The organism is Flammeovirga kamogawensis (genome assembly GCF_018736065.1).
Lineage (GTDB): Bacteria > Bacteroidota > Bacteroidia > Cytophagales > Flammeovirgaceae > Flammeovirga > Flammeovirga kamogawensis.
The window spans coordinates 2,092,733-2,113,079 of sequence record NZ_CP076128.1; the positions used below are offsets into that span (position 1 = coordinate 2,092,733).

At 31.3% G+C, this 20,347-nt stretch carries 19 protein-coding genes; 6 read left to right on the forward strand and 13 right to left on the reverse strand.

Going from position 1 to position 20,347, the window contains the following annotated elements:
• Window positions 1–3: 3 nt before the first annotated feature.
• Window positions 4–867 carry a DMT family transporter gene (locus KM029_RS08260; RefSeq protein ID WP_144072833.1) on the forward strand — a complete coding sequence of 288 codons (864 nt, stop codon included), beginning with the start codon at window positions 4–6 and terminating at the stop codon, window positions 865–867.
• A gap of 51 nt (window positions 868–918) precedes the next feature.
• Here KM029_RS08260 and ftsZ read toward each other — a convergent pair whose 3' ends face one another.
• From ftsZ to KM029_RS08295, 7 genes are all read right to left on the reverse strand, one after another.
• A complete protein-coding gene (ftsZ, locus tag KM029_RS08265; RefSeq protein ID WP_144072834.1) occupies window positions 919–2,364 on the reverse strand; it encodes a cell division protein FtsZ in 1,446 nt (481 codons plus the stop codon).
• A gap of 190 nt (window positions 2,365–2,554) precedes the next feature.
• A complete protein-coding gene (gene ftsA / locus KM029_RS08270) occupies window positions 2,555–3,913 on the reverse strand; it encodes a cell division protein FtsA (RefSeq protein ID WP_144072835.1) in 1,359 nt (452 codons plus the stop codon).
• A 138-nt stretch (window positions 3,914–4,051) separates the two neighbouring features.
• Window positions 4,052–4,831, reverse strand: coding sequence for a cell division protein FtsQ/DivIB (locus KM029_RS08275; RefSeq protein WP_144072836.1), 780 nt, complete (start codon window positions 4,829–4,831; stop codon window positions 4,052–4,054).
• A 1-nt stretch (window position 4,832) separates the two neighbouring features.
• The gene (gene murC / locus KM029_RS08280; RefSeq protein ID WP_144072837.1) at window positions 4,833–6,206 is read right to left on the reverse strand and encodes a UDP-N-acetylmuramate--L-alanine ligase; all 1,374 of its coding nucleotides are present in this window, start codon (window positions 6,204–6,206) and stop codon (window positions 4,833–4,835) included.
• A gap of 12 nt (window positions 6,207–6,218) precedes the next feature.
• On the reverse strand, window positions 6,219–7,337 hold the full coding sequence (gene murG, locus KM029_RS08285; protein ID WP_144072838.1) for an undecaprenyldiphospho-muramoylpentapeptide beta-N-acetylglucosaminyltransferase: 1,119 nt from the start codon (window positions 7,335–7,337) through the stop codon (window positions 6,219–6,221).
• 141 nt (window positions 7,338–7,478) lie between these two features.
• Complete coding sequence (locus KM029_RS08290; protein WP_144072839.1) at window positions 7,479–10,403, reverse strand: T9SS type B sorting domain-containing protein; 2,925 nt, start codon at window positions 10,401–10,403, stop codon at window positions 7,479–7,481.
• Window positions 10,404–10,495: 92 nt separating this feature from the next.
• Window positions 10,496–11,005 carry a DUF6702 family protein gene (locus KM029_RS08295; RefSeq protein WP_144072840.1) on the reverse strand — a complete coding sequence of 170 codons (510 nt, stop codon included), beginning with the start codon at window positions 11,003–11,005 and terminating at the stop codon, window positions 10,496–10,498.
• A gap of 167 nt (window positions 11,006–11,172) precedes the next feature.
• On the opposite strand from KM029_RS08295, the gene KM029_RS08300 reads away from it, so the two are divergent.
• The 3 genes from KM029_RS08300 (at window position 11,173) to KM029_RS08310 (ending at window position 12,700) form a co-directional block, all read left to right on the forward strand.
• Complete coding sequence (locus tag KM029_RS08300; protein WP_144072841.1) at window positions 11,173–11,547, forward strand: response regulator; 375 nt, start codon at window positions 11,173–11,175, stop codon at window positions 11,545–11,547.
• A gap of 73 nt (window positions 11,548–11,620) precedes the next feature.
• On the forward strand, window positions 11,621–11,911 hold the full coding sequence (locus tag KM029_RS08305; protein WP_144072842.1) for a hypothetical protein: 291 nt from the start codon (window positions 11,621–11,623) through the stop codon (window positions 11,909–11,911).
• 18 nt (window positions 11,912–11,929) lie between these two features.
• Entirely contained in the window at window positions 11,930–12,700 is a 771-nt protein-coding gene (locus KM029_RS08310; protein WP_144072843.1) for an MBL fold metallo-hydrolase, read from the forward strand.
• A gap of 55 nt (window positions 12,701–12,755) precedes the next feature.
• On the opposite strand, the gene KM029_RS08315 is transcribed toward KM029_RS08310, so the two are convergent.
• The 6 genes from KM029_RS08315 to KM029_RS08340 form a co-directional block, all read right to left on the reverse strand.
• Complete coding sequence (locus tag KM029_RS08315; RefSeq protein WP_144072844.1) at window positions 12,756–13,421, reverse strand: phosphatidylserine decarboxylase family protein; 666 nt, start codon at window positions 13,419–13,421, stop codon at window positions 12,756–12,758.
• Window positions 13,422–13,568: 147 nt separating this feature from the next.
• The gene (locus tag KM029_RS08320; RefSeq protein WP_144072845.1) at window positions 13,569–14,540 is read right to left on the reverse strand and encodes a hypothetical protein; all 972 of its coding nucleotides are present in this window, start codon (window positions 14,538–14,540) and stop codon (window positions 13,569–13,571) included.
• 216 nt (window positions 14,541–14,756) lie between these two features.
• The gene (locus KM029_RS08325; protein ID WP_144072846.1) at window positions 14,757–15,104 is read right to left on the reverse strand and encodes a hypothetical protein; all 348 of its coding nucleotides are present in this window, start codon (window positions 15,102–15,104) and stop codon (window positions 14,757–14,759) included.
• Window positions 15,105–15,474: 370 nt separating this feature from the next.
• Window positions 15,475–15,828 (reverse strand): hypothetical protein, encoded by a 354-nt coding sequence (locus tag KM029_RS08330; RefSeq protein ID WP_144072847.1) that lies wholly within the window; start codon window positions 15,826–15,828, stop codon window positions 15,475–15,477.
• Window positions 15,829–16,136: 308 nt separating this feature from the next.
• Window positions 16,137–16,376, reverse strand: a complete 240-nt coding sequence (locus KM029_RS08335; protein ID WP_144072848.1) for a hypothetical protein — start codon at window positions 16,374–16,376, stop codon at window positions 16,137–16,139.
• A gap of 311 nt (window positions 16,377–16,687) precedes the next feature.
• Complete coding sequence (locus tag KM029_RS08340) at window positions 16,688–17,599, reverse strand: DUF5675 family protein (RefSeq protein WP_144072849.1); 912 nt, start codon at window positions 17,597–17,599, stop codon at window positions 16,688–16,690.
• A 204-nt stretch (window positions 17,600–17,803) separates the two neighbouring features.
• Between KM029_RS08340 and purD the strand changes: the two genes are divergently transcribed.
• Window positions 17,804–19,075, forward strand: a complete 1,272-nt coding sequence (gene purD, locus KM029_RS08345; RefSeq protein WP_144072850.1) for a phosphoribosylamine--glycine ligase — start codon at window positions 17,804–17,806, stop codon at window positions 19,073–19,075.
• Between the two features lie 76 nt (window positions 19,076–19,151).
• Window positions 19,152–20,270 carry a 5-(carboxyamino)imidazole ribonucleotide synthase gene (locus KM029_RS08350; protein WP_144072851.1) on the forward strand — a complete coding sequence of 373 codons (1,119 nt, stop codon included), beginning with the start codon at window positions 19,152–19,154 and terminating at the stop codon, window positions 20,268–20,270.
• The last annotated feature ends 77 nt before the right edge of the window (window positions 20,271–20,347 follow it).

Consider the following 20,347-nt stretch of genomic DNA (forward strand, 5'->3'; position numbering starts at 1 on the left):
TTCATGAAAATACACATCGGTACTGGAGCAAAACAAATGCTTGCAGCTGCATTTGTAATGACCTCAATGCAGTTAATAGTAAAATCAATTCCACAAATTCCACCTCAAGAAGTTGTATTTTTTAGAGCACTCACTTCTCTTGTTATCAGTTATATTACATTGAAAAAAGCGGGAGTTTATTTATGGGGAAACAACAAGAAATTACTTTTTTTAAGAGGTTTTTTTGGTACAGTTTCTTTAATATTAGTTTTTGCTAGTTTTCAAAATCTACCTTTAGCTACTGCTGTAGTATTACAAAATTTAGCACCATTATTTACTGCTATTTTCGCAATGCTATTTTTAAAACAACCTTTAAAGCCTATACAGTTTTTATTTATGGGGCTAAGTATAATAGGGGTTGTACTTATAAAAGGTTTTGATCCCAGAGTTGACCCTGCTTTTCTAACAATTGCAATTCTTGGAGCAATTGGGTCTGCTGCTGCATATACTGTTATTGGTAAATTAAAGGGTTTAGAAAACCCTGTAGTGGTAGTTTTTTACTTCCCTTTTGTGGCTGTTCCAATTACGGGTTTATGGACTTATTTTGAATGGGTTACTCCACAAGGGATCACTTGGGTTGCTTTAATTTCTATAGGTATCCTTTCTCAAATTGGCCAAATATTACTTACAAAGGCTTATCAATCTGACGATGATGCCGCAACTGTATCGAGTATGAATTATACTAGTGTAATTTATGGAGCTTTGTTTGGGATGTATTTCTTTGGTGAATTTTTCTCTTTAGAAGTTATTTTAGGTATGCTACTTGTAATTGCAGGAACAATATTAAACCTGATTTACAAATCATATATTGGAAAAAAAGATGCATAAAAAAAACCTCATTGTTGAAACAATGAGGTTCTAAATATTTTATTAGAGCAATTACTCTGAATCTTCATCTGAAGACTTATTTGAAGAGTTAAGTTTTACTCCTCTTCTTAAATAAGCAGGAATATCACGAAGGTCTTTCATATCCTCGCTAGTAATATCCTTCACAGATTCAAACTTTTTATAACTACTTAAATGTTGATCTTCTTCAGACTCTTTTGGAGTTGGAATTTCTGCTGGTGCATCAGATTTCTCCTCTTTACCTACATACTCATCATTTAAAGAATAGATTACTTTTTTAGGAGTATCATCAACTTTTTCGACTTTTTCCAGGGGAGCCGCCGAAGTTTCAACTTTTTCAGGTACTTCTACCTTTTCTGTTTTTACTTCCGCAACAGGAGTTACCTCCTTTACCTCTGAGATTGGTTTAGGAGCATTGACTTGCGTTTTAATTCTTTGTGAACCACCTAAACTTGACTCCCCTTTGCTAAAAAAATTTTCAGCCGGTTTGTCATTTTCATCTTCTTCAAAGCCTGTTGCAATAACAGTAACACTAATTGCATCACCAAGCGACTCATCTTTAGCCACACCAAAAATAACTTCGGCTTCTTGACCCGCACGTTCTTGAATGTAACTAGTTACTTGCTCAAGTTCGCTCATGTCTAAATCATCATAATCGCTTACAACAAGACTTAATAAGATATATTTCGCATTAGTAATATCTGTATTATTCAATAATGGAGATGCTATTGCAGATTCAGTCGCACGGATTGCACGGTCTTCACCAGATTCAATAGATGATCCCATTACGGCAGTTCCTGCATCACGCATTACAGTATTAACATCTTCAAAATCGACGTTAATGTATGCATCTACAGTAATGATTTCAGCAATTGATTTTGCAGCTCTTGCTAATACATTATCAGCTTGTGCAAATGCTTCTCTCATTGAAGAACGGCCATATACTTCTTTCAATTTCTCGTTTAGAATTACAAGAACTGTATCACAGTGTTCTTTTAATTCTTCGATACCTTGAAGAGCTCTTCTTTCTTTTGGTTTTCCTTCAAACCTGAATGGCATAGTTACTATACCTACAGTAAGGATATTTAAGCTACGTGCAATTTCGGCAATTACAGGTGCAGCACCTGTACCTGTTCCTCCACCCATACCAGCAGTAATGAAAACCATTTTTGTACCATTTGAAAGGTACTGCTTGATTTCCTCTTTAGTTTCTAGTGCAGATTCTCTACCTACTTCAGGTTTTGCACCAGCTCCTAAACCACTAGTCAATTCCAAACCTAATTGAATTTTGTAAGGTACAGGACTTGATTCTAAGGCTTGTTTATCTGTATTTGCGATAAAGAAATCCACATCATGAATTCCCAATTCGTACATGTGGCGTACGGCATTTCCACCGCCCCCTCCTACACCAATCACCTTAATGATTTTATTAGCAGCAGGGTTGCTAGACATGTCAAACTCGTAGCTCGTCTCAGTCATAGACTTAAAAAATTTATTTTTCAATCAATCAATATTGATTGGTTACGTATTTCTAAAATATTATGCTAAAATAATAGCATTATTTGAAAGATTATAAATAATATGGTACAATCTTTTACATCTTTCTTAAATTATAAATTAAAATAAGAAAAATTTAAGTGAATCGCTAAACGTATTAGAATAATACTATTTAATCTTTATAATCTTCTGTATCATCATAATCATCAATTAGCAGGTCTTTTGCCTTTTGAAGAAAATCTGAAAATATATTTTTGCCTCTTGCAGGTGAAGTGTCAGCAACTTTAATTCTATCAGAAGTTGGTTCTTTAGGAACTGAATCTCCTGTAGTAGGCTGTTGGTAAATACTTCTAGGTCTATCCAACTCTCTTTGATCTAACGCCTTAAAACCAGCTAATGCTAAGCCTAAAGCTGTAGAGAATTTTGGATCTTTTACTCTTTCAGATCTATCACTTTTACCTAAAAAAGCAGTCGGATAACCAATACGAGTATCTAAACCTATTTTGTATTCAAACAGATGTTGAATATTCTTTAATTTTGATCCACCACCTGTAAGTACTAAACCTCCAGCAAGTTTATCAAAATAACCAGAATCTGCTAGTTCTGCTTTTACAAGGTCAATAATTTCTTCCATTCTTGCTTCAATAATATAAGCAAGGTTTCTAATTGATATTTCTTTTGGTGTTCTATTATTAATACCAGGAATCTCAACAACTTCAGTATCTTTGGTATCTACAGCCATAGATTGTCCAAAATTTACTTTCAAGAGTTCTGCTTGGTGTTGCATAACTGCACACCCTTGTTTAATATCAGAAGTGATAATATCACCACCAAAAGGAATTACCGCTGTGTGACGAATTATTCCATCATAGAAGATTGCTATATCTGTAGTACCTCCTCCAATATCAATAATTGTTACACCTGCTTCTTTTTCTTCTTCAGTTAGAACAGCCATACTCGACGCCAATGGCTCAAGCATCATTTGATCACACTCCAAATTACTTCTTTCAATACACTTTTTTATGTTTCGAATAGAATTACTATTTGCAGTTACAATATGAAAATCAGCTTCTAACTTAACCCCTGCCATTCCAACAGGATCTTTAATTTTTTCTTCGCTATCTACAGTGTAGTGCAAAGGTAAAACGTGTATAATTTCTGTACCTGGCTCTGTAATCACACGGTACATATCATTTGTCAATCTATCCACATCTGTTACAGAAATTTCATCCTCTTGATGTGGTAATGTTATACTACCGTGTTGGCGGAAACTTTTAATATGCTTACCCGCAACACCAACATTAACTACATTAATTTCAATCTGAGAATCGTTTTCTGCTTCAGTTATTGCCTGATCAATTGCTTCGGTTGTTTTAGCAATGTTACTAACAGTACCATCCCTCACCCCTTCAGATGTTGCATGACCTAGACCTAATATTTCCAATTGATTATATTCATTCATTCGCCCTACCACAGCACAAACTTTGGTTGTACCTATATCAAGCCCTACTATAATCTTTTCTTCTTGCATATTCAAATTGAATTTTTGATGAGTAACAAGTGGGTTTCTTTGTTTGTAGAATTTATCACTAAATTCATAAAGTTGATTAAAAAGTCAAAATTTCTGATAATGTTATCAAAAAAGCAAATAAATCAAATTGATTTTTACTTAATTACAAACTATTTGACCTTCATACTGTAATTTAATTTTATTGTATACATTCCATCCTTTTGAGGAAACGATTGTATTGTAATAAACTTTTAACTTACCCAATTTCTGATTAAAATCAATTGGGTACCCAAATTCAATTCTTTCTTTCCCTATCTGAGGAAATGCTGTAATTGTCATATCAGGTTGTAAATCCAATTGAGTAATCTGTGCATTCCAAAATCTATCGTTTGCCAACTTATTTACAAAATACAATAAATTTCGACCATACACGGTCTCTTTCCAATATTTTTCATCTAATAATCTATCTGCACCTCTACCAGTTATCAAAACAACTCTCGCTGCATACTTTTTAGATAATCCTATCAGTTTTCCTTCTTTATTAATGTATGTTGATTTCCCAGAAGCTGAAACCACTCTAGCTATAGGTCTATCTTGTTCAATATCGATTACTAAATTATCTTTAAGATCTTTAGAAACCTCCGCTTTTCTTACAAACTGAATATCATTTAACGACTGTTCAATATCCTTAATAGAAATTGCATCAATCTCTTTTCTATCCAAATTCATTTTAGAAATTGCATCCTTAATTTCTGTATCTTCTACAAATCTAGGTGCATCATAATTCGTTACGTTAATAACAACTTCTCCGGTGTTATTAAATTTATTCTTATTGGCAATGGTATAAAGAATTGTAAAAGCTATTATTACTAATAAAACTACAACTCCTGTTATGCCTTTTTGGGATTGAAATTGTTTGTAAAATTTATTTTTCTCCATATTAAGAGTAAATTGAAGCTATTTCTTTTATAAAACGATCAATATTACCAGCTCCAACAGTTGCTACAACTCGGTTGTCTAGTCGTTTTACTTGATTTATCAAATCATCATCCAAGACAATTCGTTTATTATCATGTGTAATCTTGCCTAAAAGCATTTCAGAGTTTACACCTTCAACAAATTCTTCTCTAGCAGGGTATAAAGGTAAAAGCCATACTTCATCTGCCAATGATAAGCTTTCGCCAAATTCATCTGCAAAATCAGCTGTACGAGAATATAAATGAGGTTGAAAAATTACAGTAATTTTATCTTTAGGATATAATGCCTTTAAAGACTTTATAAAGGTAGTAATTTCTGTAGGATGATGTGCATAATCATCTACATAAACTTTATCTTTCGTTTCTACCCATTTTTCAAAACGTCTCTTTACTCCTTTATATGATTCAATTGCTTGTTTTATTTCTATTTCAGATAGCCCAACTTCTAACGCAATAGACATTGCTAATAATGCATTTTCAACATTATGAAAACCGGGCATTTGTAGTCCTATATTTAAAATAGTTCTACCATCTCCAAAGTTTGCATCAAAATAAAACTTAGCATTTTCAACTCTTAAATTTTCTGCATAAATATCTCCTTTATTTATACCATATTTTTTTGAATTTGAAGGATTTTGTCCTCTCAGCTTAGAAATACTATTTTCTAAATAGAGTTTACCATTTTCCGGAAGTTTATTAATAAACTCCTGGAATGATGAAAATACAGCTTCTTCATCTCCATAAATATCTAAATGATCTGCCTCACAACTTGTCACTCCAATAATATTCGGAGATAATTGGAGAAAAGAACGGTCAAATTCATCTGCTTCTACAACTACAATATGATCATCCTTTTTACTATCTCCCAATAGCATATTTGTACCATAATTAGTAGAAATACCACCAAGAAAAGCTGAACAATTTCTATTGTTTGCTTCTAAAAGATGTGATAACATAGATGAAGTTGTTGTTTTACCATGCGTACCTGCAATACCAATTGTAAAACTTGTAGAAGTTATTATACCTAACACTTCTGCACGTTTTTTAATAGTAAATCCCTCTTCTCTCAAAAAGTTCATTCCTCTATGTATTTTAGGTATAGCTGGAGTAAAAACTACTAGAACATCATTTTTTGGTAATGTTAGTAGTTCTTTTGGTAAAGCCTCAACAGCATCATCAAAAATTATTTCTATACCTTCTTCTTGTAACTGAGCAGTTAAATCAGTTGGTGTTTTATCGTATCCAACTACTTTTGTCCCATTTGCATTAAACCAACGAGCTAAAGCGCTCATTCCAATCCCTCCAATTCCTAAAAAATATATATAAGCAGGTAACATTTTATAGTTCTTTTAGTTCATTCGTTTGTAATGTGCTTCTGCAGCAGAAATAATATTTTGAGCGATATCTTTTGCTGCATTTGGCTTTGCTAATTTCAGAATCTGAGTACTCAATTCGTTTCTTTTAGCATCATCATTAGCTAAAGATAGTATCTCATTAATCAATATTTCTCTTGCTTCAATATCTTTTACAAGAACTGCTGCATCTACATTTACTAATGCATTTGCATTTTTAGTTTGATGATCTTCAGCAACGTTTGGAGAAGGCACCAAAATAGTTGGTAAACCTGCTAAACACAATTCTGAAATAGATAAAGCTCCTGCTCTTGCTACTACAATATCTGAGATTGCATACACACTCGCCATGTCCTTTACAAAAGGAACAACATGTAGACCTTCTTTCTCTCTATTTCCAAATAACTGATTATACTTTTCAAAATAGTATTTTCCAGTTTGCCAAATTACTTGAATATTTTGATCTAGTAGTTTTTGTACTCCATTTGCCATACTTTCGTTTAAAGTAAGAGCACCTAAACTACCTCCAAATATAAAAGCCACCTTTCTATCATTAGAAAATCCCCATTGCTTAAGACCTTCTTCTTTTTTGTCTGCTAGATCTGTAATATCTTGTCTTACAGGATTTCCTGTAAATTCAATTAAATCTTTAGGGAAATAATATTCCATATCTGGATAAGCAACACATATTTTACTTGCTCGCCCACCCAATATTTTATTTGTTAAACCAGCGTATCCATTCTGTTCTTGAATAATGGTTGGAACTCTACGCGACTGTGCTCTCCACATAATTGGACCACTTGCGTAACCTCCAACACCTACAACAGCATTTGGTTTAAAATCACTGACAATCGATCCTGCTTTTAATAAACTCTTAATAAGTTTAATTGGAAACGATAAATTTTCTAGTGTCAGTCTACGTTGAATACCACTAATTGGCAACCCTATTATTTTGTAACCAGCTTCTGGAACTTTTTCCATTTCCATTCTCCCTTCTGCACCAACAAATAATATTTCTATTTCATTATTGATTTCTTTAATTGCATTCGCTATTGCAATTGCAGGATATATATGACCACCCGTTCCGCCGCCACTAATGATTACTTTTAAATTCATAGTTTCTGATCCAGAAAATTTCATTTGTTTACCTACTCAAAACTAATACTTGATTAAGTACACAAATCATTAAATACAGTAAAAGTATCCCTTTTGAGGATACTTTTACAAAAATAGGATTATTTTATAAACAGTTCGACTTTATTGTGATGTAGACGAATCTTTACCTCTTAATATTACAAAAGAGCCTTTTATATTCACCTTTTCATCACTTTCATTCAGTCTATAATTTACGAGTTCACCTTGATAATAATAATTACCAGGTTCTACTTCATTTCCATTTCTATCTTTACCATCCCAATTAATTTCAATATCTCCATTGTTATCTTCAGAATCATATACATATATTACTTGCCCCCATCTATTAATAACAGAAAATCTGATACTTTTTGTAAATCTTGGACACCTCATTGGTATTAAAGTATCATTAAATCCATCATTATTTGGGCTAAAAGCATTTGGCATTTCATAAAACACACAATTATCTTGCTCTATAATGTTACTCAATTCACTTTCATTTCCAGAATCATCAACTGCAGTAACTGCATAAACACCAGCTACATATTCTCTATCAATCATATCATAAAGAATAGTTGATGTTAATGGTTTTCCTGCGGGATGTTCAAAAGTGTCATAGGGAGTTCCAAAATCAGATTTTCGAGAAATTTTTCTTGGTGAGAAGTAAACATTATATCTAACAATATCATCATCACAACTACCTGATAAATCATTTAACCATGATAATTTAACAGTAAATCTATCTTTCTCACAACTTAAACTTCCGTCAGTAGAAGGTCCTGAAACACAACTATCCATCAACACTCCACTCTCATAATTTTTCAATGTCAAAACAGGAGGACAAGGAGGTATTGTATCTAATAGTTCTACAGTAATTTCTTGTGTTCTATTTACCAATGGCTCTGGTAAAAAAGGAACCTCAAAAGATCCATAAGTTGAAACATAGTAAGAGTACAACTTTTTATCATCAAGAGGTATAGAATTTCCTCTATCTGTATATCTTAATCCATTTTGATTAACAAAAACACTATCATAAAGAGAATAACTTGGTTCATCACCTTCTATCTTTCTATATATATAATGATATACTCCAATAGTATCAGGCCCAATTATTACAGAATCTGGAGTCAAATTCCACGGAACGTTACCATTCCAAGTAAGATCTACAAAATCTAATCCTGCATCTGCTTTTAATCTAATATTGGTTGCAATATAAGTAGTATCAGTTGGTAAATTATTTTCTAATAATTCAATTCTATATTGATACTGTGTTTCTTCTGTATTCAATAAGTTATCAACATAAGATGTATCTTGATTTGATTGAGGCGAACCGTTTAATTTCACATAATCGCCATCTTCAAGAAGCTCATCACCCTCGGCTCTATAAATATTATAAGTAACCGTATTTATATTTGCTACATCTAAAGGAACAGTCCATTTCAAATTTATTCTTCCATCATCTGTTCCTGTTTGATCTACATCTACATTAACTATATATTGTGAATCAGGAATAAAAGCACAAGCCTCTAAAGATGCTATACTTTCTCCACCCCCAGGAGGTGAAAAAGTAGCATAAATTCTATAACAATAATTTGCACCTTGACTTACAGTTCTGTCTGTAAAAGTTGTTTCGGTAGCATCTACTTTACCAACATATTGATATCCTGTCCAAGATGGCAACCCCGTTTCACAAACAGGATTAAAATCTAAAGAACCTATTTTTCTATAGATATATATTTCATCTGCTCCCGAACAATTATAAGCATCCCATGAAAGCGATACTTTTGTATCATTTTTAGCTAATTCAGCTGAAGTTGATGGAGTTGCCTGCAGGTTTTCAGGGGCTGCTCCAATAACAGTCACATTCCAGTTTTCTAATGTACCTAATTGAGTATTTCCCGCTTGAGGTTTATCTTTTGCTTCAAATGTAATTTTATATGGTTGTTGCCTTACATCAGTACATTTTGGACTCCAACTAAATTGTCCTGTAGCATTTTGCTGATTAGAACCAGTAATTGTTACATTAAAATTCATATCTGAATAAGGAACAATCTTTACTTCATCACTCTTTTGTGCTATTTCCAATTCGATTGGATGTGGTCCCCAATCAATTGTTGAATCTGGATTATAACAAGGTGCTTGATCTTGATCATAAGCCAATATTGTTTTAAATAAATCAGAACCTACAACAACACAAGTATCATTTTGAGGTTCAATAATTGGTCTCAAGTTTAATGGGTCAGTAATAATAACTTGCATATCCCTATTTACAGCACCAATCTTAATACCATCTCTCCATTCTTCTACAAAAAAGGCAACATTATATTCACCAGGTAAAAAAGGTGTATCCCATATTAAGTCTCCTGTTATTTCATCAATATAAAACAAAGCAGGTTGTGCACATTGTTCAGTAAATTTAGACCACTCTTCATTTGGATCATCTGGGAATCTATAGTTTTGAACTGGCGTATCTTTACCTTGTAAACAAACTGTTAATCTATAAGACAAACTATCTCCATCAACATCATAAGCACCAGCATTATGGATAAATCTCTGCCCAACAGCACCTTTAATTACTGGCGGTATCAATAAAAATGGAGAGCTATTCAACCCTAATACTGGGTTAATCATAAATTCAGATTGAATAAAAAATGGAGTTTCAGATGAAATTTCCATATTCCTTACACCAGGATTTCTATTCCTCTCAAAATAACTCACTTTAAACTTCCCTGAAGAAGGGAAAGTGTGTCTTGTAGTGTATTGAATAATTTCTGTCTCTCCATCTTCAGTAAAACCTAAAGATCTAGGAGATACACTCACAGATTCTGTTCCATCACCAAAATCTACTAGGCCTTCACCAGCTTGAACACCAGTTACATCTCTATATAGAATTACTGTTGCTTCATATTCTAATGAAACATCATTTGTTCTTCTTAAAGTTAAATCACCTGCACGAATGTGAGTTGCCAAAGATTGCAAAGGGCTAAGTATACTTATGAACAATAGTGCTAACAAGTAGCTAATTTGCTTATATGTTTGTCTTTTCATACTAATAATATGAGGAGTATCTTTTCAGGTTCAGTCTTGATTCTCTAATTTAGTTATTTAATATACAATTTTTAACCGTCATAAGTCAACGATTACCACTGAATTGTTTCGGTTATTTTTTTTTCATCAAACAACCAGCTCACTTTATCTTCATTACAAGTTAAATGTACCATATTTCTTTGGTCATTATGCACTGCCAATAAAACAGTATTTTTAACTTCTAAAGTTTTAATTTTTTTAATTTTAGTAACTTCCATGTAGACCCAAATTGCTTGAATATCATGTTTCGGATCAGTTTCTCTACCTACCCACTGTAATTTTACGTCTTTCTCGTTCACTTTAAATTTGATATGTTTCTGGAAATATTTAGCTAACCACAAATCGCTATCTTTATGTTCTTTATCTGTATATAAATGAAGTTTAGGGCCACCCATTAACTCAATTCCATCTTCTAAATCATCTATAAATACTTTTTGAGCAACTTCAATACTTTTTGATTCAGAATTATAATTTACTTCACTTACACTTAAATGAATAGGGTGTGCAAATACTGATGAAATAAGAAGTAAAATAAGAATAAAGGGCAACATCGAATATTTCATTCTAAAATGGCTTAGGTCTAAAAAAATTACAAGAATAAATGCATTATAACATTTAATATTTTTATTTTTGATATATAGTTTGTAGCTTTTTAAATGTTCTTTACATGAACTATAAAATCTAAATTATACTACATAATTCTATAATCCATCTGAAACTATAATTACAAATGGGAAAAAAAATACTAGTAGCTGAAGATAGTTCAGTTATACAAAATATCACTAGAAAAGTACTTCAATTTCAAAACTACGAAATTATTTCTGTTAAAAATGGTCAGCAAGTACTTGACAAATTAGAAAAAACTGATTTTGACGCTATTCTACTCGACATTAACATGCCTGTTATGGACGGCATGGAATGTGCTCAAAAAATTAGAGCTTTAGACGACACATCTAAAAATAGTGTACCTATTGTTGCAATAACTGGAAATGCAAAGAATTATAGCATGGACGACTTTAAAGCAGTAGGAATTAATGAATACCTACCAAAGCCATTAAATTTTGATAATTTGGTTAACGTTGTAAACAAAGTAACTAATAACTAATATTAGCGTTAAACTATTCCAAAATTTTCAACTGAATAAGTTACATTGCAATGTAACTTATTCAGTTTTTTTTATGTCAGTTAAAAAGACCAACTTAAAGCCAACTAAAGGGCTCCAAGTAAAATTAGAAGATCTATTTGCAGAAACAGATTTTAACCTTAGGTACGAAAAAGGGAGTTTTAAATCTGGATATTGTCTAATTAAAAATGCTAAAGTGGCTATTATAAATAAATATTATAGTCAAGAAGGTAAGATTCAATCCATGATTGATATCCTAAAAGAAATTGACGTTGATATATCACAACTTAGTGAGAAAAACATTACACTTTACGAAACTGTTACTGCAGAAGATTTTTCTATATAGTAGCAAATATGATTTAAAATGGAAATTACTTTTTTAGGAACTGGTACATCTCAAGGCGTTCCAATTATTGGTTGTGATTGCGAAGTTTGTAGATCTATGGATTATAGAGATAAACGACTCCGTACATCAATTCATATCAAAACTGATGATGATCAAAGTATAATTATTGATTCTGGACCAGATTTTAGACAACAAGTATTGCGCGAAAATATTCGACAACTTGATGGTTTAATCTTCACGCATCAACATAAAGATCATACAGCTGGAATGGATGATATTAGAGGTTTCTATTTTTTAAATAATATGAAACCAATAGAACTTTATGGCACTACTTCAGTTTTCGAACAATTAAAACAAGAATACAGTTACATTTTTGCAGAGAATAAATACCCTGGAGTTCCCTCTGTCAATCTAAATGAGATAGAAAAAAATAAACCTTTTAATATAGGAAAAACAACAATTGAACCTGTACAGGTATGGCACTATAAACTTCCTGTGATGGGTTTCAAAATTAATAAGTTCGCTTACATTACTGACGTAAATAAAATTGATACTGACCAACTAGAGAAGTTAAAAGGACTTGATGTATTAATAATTGATGCATTACAACGAACACAACATATCTCTCATTTCACATTAGATCAAGCTGTTGAATTATGTAATAATTTACAACCTAAAACAGCTTATTTAACCCACATGGGACATAAAATTGGATTTCATAGTGACCTGGAAAAGGAATTACCTGATTACATAAAACCTGCTTTTGATGGATTAGTTCTCAGTATATAAAAAAAGGTATTCACTGTTTAAACAATGAATACCTTTTTTAGTGATATCTTATATCTTAACGACTTGGAAGTTCTGCAATGATAGTTTCGCCTCCACGTGTTTTTTGTTCAATATTTACATTAATCTTTGTATCTAAAGGAAGGTAAATATCAATTCTAGAACCAAATTTAATAAAACCAAATTCTTCACCTTGGTTTACACTATCACCTTCTTTTACATACCATCTAATTCTCCTTGCTAATGCACCTGCAATCTGACGATATAATACTTGAACACCATTTTTGTTTTCGGTTACAAAAGTTGTCCTTTCATTATCTGTACTAGATTTTGGATGCCAAGCTACTAAAAATTTACCTGGATGGTATTTAAAGTATTTAATAATACCTGAAATTGGGTTCTTACTTAAATGAACATTTAAAGGAGACATAAAGATTGAAATCTGTATTCTCTTGTCGTTAAAATATTCAGACTCTTCTGTTTCTTCAATTACAACTACTTTTCCATCCGCAGGAGCAATAACAAGATTGTCACCTTGAGGAATTGATCGTCTTGGATTTCTGAAAAATTGAAGTATTAAAAGAAATAAAATTACACTTACCGTTAATGCTACGCCATGCCAAATACCGAATTCTGGCATATAGTAATAAAGTGGTGCGTTTAGGGCTGCTAAAACGACCAATAAACCGATTAACAACGAATGCCCTTCTTTATGTATAGTCATGAATATGTTTAATATGAACTAATTACCCTCCACTTAAATTCCGTTATTTCTTGAACAGGAATAACTATAAATAATATGGTGAGATAAAATAAATCATACAAAGGTAATACTTCTATTTAAAATAACATTTAAAATCAATCAAAAATTCTAGTGTCCAGCTCCAATAATTCTTAATCTCTTTCTATTTCGTTTCTCTTTTTTCTGTATTCTATCTTGTTCCCTTGATGATTTAGTCTTTTTCTTTTTAGATTTTTCTACTTGTCCTCTATGTACATCACCATATTTCTGGTTTTGACGATAATTATAAGTATTACCTCTCACTCTTGCACCACCTAAAATCGCATGTGCATGTTCTTGTTGAACGCTACAGCTACTTATTGGACAAAGAGGTTTTCTTTGTTTAATAGTATACGCTACTTTTGCTTCAACAGAAAACCTAGAAACAAAAGCAGATGTTGACGAAGGAGTAGTTGTATAAGAAGGCTCATTAATATATGATAGATTTTCTATACTATGACCTCCAGAAAAATCCATATTTGCAATTGCCGAAATACTAATTCTATCTGTTACATACTTAGTATACCCAACACCTAAAGTTAGCCCAAAACCAGAGCTTCCATTAATATTTACAGTAGTATCTTGAACAACAATAGACGAACTATCTGCAAAAGTAAGATTCCCAGGCTTTACTTTCATACCATGATATACAGGAGCTACTCTTACAAAAAAGCTTTCTTGAACATACGGCAAGAAATCATTTCGGAAGAATTTTAAAATATAAAAATCTCCATAAATAGAAATATCGCTAAACGCTAATTGTACTTTGTCTGCTGACTGATTCTCAGATGAAGTATTTTTTGCTGAAAATGAAGAGTATCCATAACGCAAACCTACAGATATACCATCTTTCACAAGGTAATCTGTAGAAAGGTTATATCCCCAACCCCAAGATAAATTTGAATAATTTGGTCCTAAAGCATCATTCCAAGGAGATGCAATCATATTTTCAGATTGAAAACCAACACCCACTTTCCATTTTGCATACTGTGCCCAACCTACTTGTGAAAGTAGCAATAGGAGAAGAAGGGTACTTATTTTTTTATAGAGTAAATGAGTCATCTGAAAAGGACTTCAATAAATATTTAAAGCTTGTTTATGCTAATGCAACTACTGTGCAAATTTTATAACAAAAAGACAAATATAAGAGATGTATTGTCAATTTATCTAAAAAATAAAAAAAGAGCCTCCGAAATTCAGAAACTCTTTCCTTCTTAAACTAAACTAACAAACAAACTTTCAACTAATTTATTTTTTTAGTAAAGTCATTTTAATGTTTTATGATGCCTGTAGATAATCTACATTATCAGACACAAAATGCATATCTCCAACTACTTCTTTTACTAAAGGAGCAGGAGCCTCTTTACTTATAATTTCTATATATTCATTTTCCGTTAGTGTATTACCTTTTTCTCTTGTTGATGAAAATAATTCATAAACTCTTGATTCTACATATTGTTTAAAAACGTCTTTCATTAATTTTAATAAATCGACATTTTTAGAACCTTGATTCAAAGTAACATCATAAACAGGAGATGTTTCAGAGATCATTGTGATGTTTAATTCACCTGTTAAATCTGAATTTGATTTAGGATCTTGAAATTTGAAGTTATATTTGATAATCATATAGGTTATTATTTGATGGATACACTTGGTTATGCGTTAACAACATCTAACGGCATTGCAAACAACACATTTAAATAAGTTTAAACAAGATTTAACTCCATAACATTAAAATAATCCAATTTTTTCTTGGTTAAAATCTATATGTTAACGAATTGTGAATAAAATATTAACGAATATGATTAATCATATTTATATACAAAGTGATTACATTCAATAACATCATATAAATATCTATCAAAATATGAATTGATAATAAAAAAAGAGCCCGTAAAAATTACGAGCTCTTTTCTAACTAAACTAACAAACAAACTTCCAACTAATTTTTTAATTCTATAGTAAATAGTATTTCTGGGTTATAATATTTTTAATTCTAAGAAGCAGATTTCATAAATGCTCCCTCAGAAATTATTGACAATTCAACTAATGTATCATGGATATCTTCTACTGATAACTCATCAGATAATACACTAATATAATCCGAAATATCTGCTGATATTCCTTCTTCTCTAAATTTTAAAAATGTCTCAAAAATCCTTGTTTCAGTATACTGAGACATGCCTAACTGCAACAATGCTTCTCTTTCTGATGCTGAAATAAATTCTCCTTTTGCATCAATAGAGAACTTAAATAAATTGTTCTTTTTCGTAACTTTTAAAAATACTGAAAAGAAAATATCCGAATTCTTCAATTCACCTTCTAATGCAATTTTGTAGAAATTAGTCATAACAATTTACTTTAAGTATTAAACAATTATTAAATTGTAATCAATTCGTTCTGTTTTGATTACATCTGCAAATAATTGTAAATATTTTAATTGTACAATAGTAAGAGGCGTAAAAAGTACATTTTATTAGAATTGTTATATGATTTACTTCATATCATTATATTATGAATAATTAAAAAGTACAAAAAACAATACATAAGGTGAACTATTATCTATTTTTCTAATTAGTTCCAAAATTATATTCTGCAGTATCAATCATTCTTAAAATTATCACACTATTTAAATACAAATACAAAATAGGAGTTATTTTATTTCTTCCTTTTTAATAACTCATCTTTAATAATACTATCTATACATTCTTCTAGAGAAATATTTTTTTTATTCTTCCGTAGCTGTAAAAATTTTTCATAAATAATAGAGAGTAATTCATTTGAATCAATGAACTCTAAATTTATTTCTTTAAACTTTACAGAAGAATAAGCTATAATTTTAGAAAGGTACTGAGGCTCTGGTTCAGTAAATAAAGGTGAGGTAAAGTTGGTAGTCATGATATAAAAAATTATGAGGTAGTAAAGAATACACAAGAAAGTCTTATTATACAAATACGGTATTTTTTAAGAAATAAAAAAAGAACCTGTAAAAATTACAGGTTCTTTTCACTAAAACTAAACTAACAAACAAACTTCCAACTAATCGAATATTTTTAAAAACTGAGATTTAATCAGTTTGTATTTTCTTGGTAAATCAACATTTTTTGTTGTTGATATTTCTAAACAAGTATAAATTTTACACTTAAACAAATTTTCATTCAAACTTATTTACATTTCCCTTAATTATTATATTATAGATGTACACAATACTACTTTTTTAAAAATTCTTGATAAACGTAACCAATTTCATTTCTACAATTCACTTTCAACCAACCTTCTTTTATTTCTGTAATTTCAACAGTTTCATTATTATTTAATCCATTATTAACTAATTTCTCAGAAGATAAATTGGGTTTTTCTCTAATATTCAAATGTCCATTTTTTAATTTCACTTTACCCACACAACCATTTTTAGTAATATATTTATCAGATACCCATCCAGATAATCCAATTGTTTGTACCTCTACCCATTCATTTAGAAGACCTTTTACTATAATTTCTTCATTATCTTCTAATGTTTTAATTATACTTTCACTAGTAGATGGTCCTTTTCTAAGGTTTAATTTTGATTTTACATTGACGAATGCATGATCTCCAACTTTTAGAGGTGAAAGCATATTTTCTACTTCAAGAGTTAAGTCATCTTCAAATAGCAGTTTCTCTTCTTTATGTTTCGATGTAATTTCAATTTCGAATTCAGAACATAAGTTCAATAATTCATCCATGGTCTTTCTAGACCTAAGAATATCTAAAATGCCATCTTTTTTTATGTGTTTACGCTTTGTTTTTAATTCAATATCAGCATAACCTTTACCAACAAGAATACAACCTCTAGTATCCGTAAAGAAGTTTCCTGAATGGATTAAAATACCAGTTCTTCCTTCTACCTCTTTTCCATTTTTTTGCTGAATATGAAAAGCTCTATTTGCATAGGCTCCAAAATCTCTAAAAACAGCTTTATATATACCTTCAGGAATACACGAGATACGGTTTTTATTTTCCTTCCATGGTAACTCTAGAGTGTCACATGAAAAAACTTCAATTCCACTATCATCAGTAATTGTTAGTTTACCTAGAGTTTCTGCGAATTGGTATTGATTTCTAAAAAGTAAAGCTTTCATTAATGTCGAAGTAATAAATAATTCAAATTCATAACAATATATCCAACGTTACAGTTTATGGATAAATTAGTGTTTTTTACTACTTATAATATACAACTAATTGAAAAACAATACACATAGAATAGCATAGAGATATTTTTTTTAGCATATTCGCGATTATATTTTTTTATAGTAAAATCTATACAACTAAACTACAGGAACAGGATGAAAGTACTCATTCTTGGCTCGGGAGGCAGAGAACACACACTAGCGTGGAAAATTGCCCAAAGCGACAAGCTAACAAAACTATATGCAGCACCAGGTAACGCAGGTACTGCAGAGGTCGCACAAAACATCAGTATTTCGGTTACTGATTTCCCTAAACTTGGACAATTTGTTCAAGAAGAAGAGATCGACATGTTAATTGTTGGTCCCGAAGCTCCACTTGTAGAAGGAGTTGCTGATTATTTTGCAGAAAACGAGAAATTATCTCATGTTAAAGTAATTGGACCTAAAAAAGCAGGAGCACTATTAGAAGGAAGTAAAGATTATTCTAAAAAGTTTATGGTTCGCCATAATATTCCTGCAGGTGCATCTAAAACATTTACATTAGAAACTTTAGAAAGCGGATATGCATTCTTAGAAATGCAGAAGCCTCCTTACGTTTTAAAAGCAGATGGATTAGCAGCAGGTAAAGGAGTTTTAATCATTAACTCTTTAGAAGAAGCTAAAAACAGCCTTAAAGAAATGCTAAGCGGACAATTTGGTGAAGCATCAAAATCTGTTCTTGTTGAGCAATTTTTAGATGGTATCGAATTATCTGTTTTTGTAATCACTGATGGTAAAAACTATGTTACATTACCTGAAGCAAAAGATTACAAAAGAATTGGCGAAGGTGATACTGGTTTAAATACTGGTGGAATGGGAGCTGTTTCTCCGGTTCCTTTTGCTGATGCTGCATTTATGGCAGAAATTGATAAAACAATTGTAAAACCTACAATAGATGGTCTTGCTAAAGATGGCATCGATTATGTTGGTTTTATCTTCTTTGGATTGATTAAGGTAGATGGCAAACCTTTTGTAATTGAATACAATGCAAGAATGGGTGATCCGGAAACAGAAGTAGTTATTCCTAGAGTAAAAAGTGACCTTCTAGAAATTCTTGATTTAGCAGGACAAGGTAAACTTGATCAAGCCAAAATTGAATTTGAAGATTGTGTTACAAGTACCGTTATGTTAGTTTCTGGTGGCTACCCTGAAAAATATCAAAACGGAAAAGAAATTACTAAAGTTAATAATGTAGAGGATGTATATCCTTTCCATGCAGGTACTACATTTAGTGAACTTGGAGAAGTAATCACTAATGGTGGTAGAGTAATGGCATTAACAGGTAAAGGAGCAACAATGAAAGAAGCATTAGCTAAATCTTTTGCTGCTGCAGAAACTGTTCAGTTCGACAAGAAATATTATCGTAAAGATATTGGCTTCGATTTATAAGTCATTTCAAGAATAAAAAAATGGTCACCTCTAATAATACTATTATATCGAGGTGACTTTTTAATTATAAATTAATATGAAAAAGATCGGTGTTTTAGGTGGAGGTCAATTAGGAAGAATGATGATTCAATCTTCTATGAACCTAAATATTCATGTTAAAACATTGGATGCAGATCCAAATGCTCCATGTAAAGCAATGGCGCATGAATTTGTTCAAGGCTCTCTCAATGACTATGATACAGTCATGAATTTTGCGAAAGATATTGATGTTTTAACCATCGAAATCGAAAACGTAAATGCAGATGCATTAATTGATATAGAAAAACAAGGAACTACTGTTTATCCTAAGCCACATCATATTCAATTAATTCAAGATAAACGTATTCAGAAACAGTTTTACGCTGATAATAATATCCCTACCTCTCCTTTTGTATTAGTAGATTCAAAAGAAGATCTAGAAAAACATAAAAACCTATTACCTGCAGTAATGAAAATAGGTAAAGGTGGTTATGATGGTAGAGGTGTTCAGGTAATGAAAACTGAAAACGATTTTTCTAAAGGGTTTGATGGACCATCTGTTTTTGAAAAAATGGTTGATATTGATAAAGAAATATCAATTATTGCAGCAAGAAGCCCTAAAGGAGAAATTAAAACTTTCCCTGCCGTGGAAATTGTTTATCATGAAAGTAACCTTGTAGATTACCTACTTTCTCCAGCTAATATCAGTGAAGAGATAGAAAATAAAGCGAAAGAAATTTCTATAGATTTATTAAATAAGTTAGACTATGTCGGCTTATTAGCTATTGAATTTTTTGTTGATAAAGAAGGTAATGTTATTGTAAATGAAGTAGCTCCTAGAACGCATAACAGTGGACATCAGACAATTGAAGGTAATATTACTTCTCAGTTTGAACAACATGTTAGAGCTATTTTAGATTTCCCTTTAGGAGATACAAAAAGACGTAGTCCTTCTGCTATGGTAAATGTTCTTGGAGAAAAAGGATATACAGGAGAAGCTATTTATAAAGGAATTGATGAAATTCTTCAACTCTCAGGTGTTTACATTCATCTCTACGAAAAACACATTACAAAGCCCGAACGAAAAATGGGGCATATTACAATAATTGCTGATAACAAAGAAGAGCTTTTAAAAAAAGTAGAACTTGTTAAAAAGCATTTTAAAGTGATAGCATAATGATATTAAAGGAATTACATTACTAGATAGTGTAATTCCTTTTTTATTGGCATGACTTTCGACTTATTGATACTAAC

What these genes read in the sequence shown, in the direction of transcription:
- KM029_RS08260 (WP_144072833.1), top strand. Translation starts at nt 4, where the DNA reads ATGAAAATACACATCGGTACTGGAGCAAAACAAATGCTTGCAGCTGCA.
- ftsZ (WP_144072834.1), bottom strand. Translation starts at nt 2,364, where the DNA reads ATGACTGAGACGAGCTACGAGTTTGACATGTCTAGCAACCCTGCTGCT.
- ftsA (WP_144072835.1), bottom strand. Translation starts at nt 3,913, where the DNA reads ATGCAAGAAGAAAAGATTATAGTAGGGCTTGATATAGGTACAACCAAA.
- KM029_RS08275 (WP_144072836.1), bottom strand. Translation starts at nt 4,831, where the DNA reads ATGGAGAAAAATAAATTTTACAAACAATTTCAATCCCAAAAAGGCATA.
- murC (WP_144072837.1), bottom strand. Translation starts at nt 6,206, where the DNA reads ATGTTACCTGCTTATATATATTTTTTAGGAATTGGAGGGATTGGAATG.
- murG (WP_144072838.1), bottom strand. Translation starts at nt 7,337, where the DNA reads ATGAATTTAAAAGTAATCATTAGTGGCGGCGGAACGGGTGGTCATATA.
- KM029_RS08290 (WP_144072839.1), bottom strand. Translation starts at nt 10,403, where the DNA reads ATGAAAAGACAAACATATAAGCAAATTAGCTACTTGTTAGCACTATTG.
- KM029_RS08295 (WP_144072840.1), bottom strand. Translation starts at nt 11,005, where the DNA reads ATGAAATATTCGATGTTGCCCTTTATTCTTATTTTACTTCTTATTTCA.
- KM029_RS08300 (WP_144072841.1), top strand. Translation starts at nt 11,173, where the DNA reads ATGGGAAAAAAAATACTAGTAGCTGAAGATAGTTCAGTTATACAAAAT.
- KM029_RS08305 (WP_144072842.1), top strand. Translation starts at nt 11,621, where the DNA reads ATGTCAGTTAAAAAGACCAACTTAAAGCCAACTAAAGGGCTCCAAGTA.
- KM029_RS08310 (WP_144072843.1), top strand. Translation starts at nt 11,930, where the DNA reads ATGGAAATTACTTTTTTAGGAACTGGTACATCTCAAGGCGTTCCAATT.
- KM029_RS08315 (WP_144072844.1), bottom strand. Translation starts at nt 13,421, where the DNA reads ATGACTATACATAAAGAAGGGCATTCGTTGTTAATCGGTTTATTGGTC.
- KM029_RS08320 (WP_144072845.1), bottom strand. Translation starts at nt 14,540, where the DNA reads ATGACTCATTTACTCTATAAAAAAATAAGTACCCTTCTTCTCCTATTG.
- KM029_RS08325 (WP_144072846.1), bottom strand. Translation starts at nt 15,104, where the DNA reads ATGATTATCAAATATAACTTCAAATTTCAAGATCCTAAATCAAATTCA.
- KM029_RS08330 (WP_144072847.1), bottom strand. Translation starts at nt 15,828, where the DNA reads ATGACTAATTTCTACAAAATTGCATTAGAAGGTGAATTGAAGAATTCG.
- KM029_RS08335 (WP_144072848.1), bottom strand. Translation starts at nt 16,376, where the DNA reads ATGACTACCAACTTTACCTCACCTTTATTTACTGAACCAGAGCCTCAG.
- KM029_RS08340 (WP_144072849.1), bottom strand. Translation starts at nt 17,599, where the DNA reads ATGAAAGCTTTACTTTTTAGAAATCAATACCAATTCGCAGAAACTCTA.
- purD (WP_144072850.1), top strand. Translation starts at nt 17,804, where the DNA reads ATGAAAGTACTCATTCTTGGCTCGGGAGGCAGAGAACACACACTAGCG.
- KM029_RS08350 (WP_144072851.1), top strand. Translation starts at nt 19,152, where the DNA reads ATGAAAAAGATCGGTGTTTTAGGTGGAGGTCAATTAGGAAGAATGATG.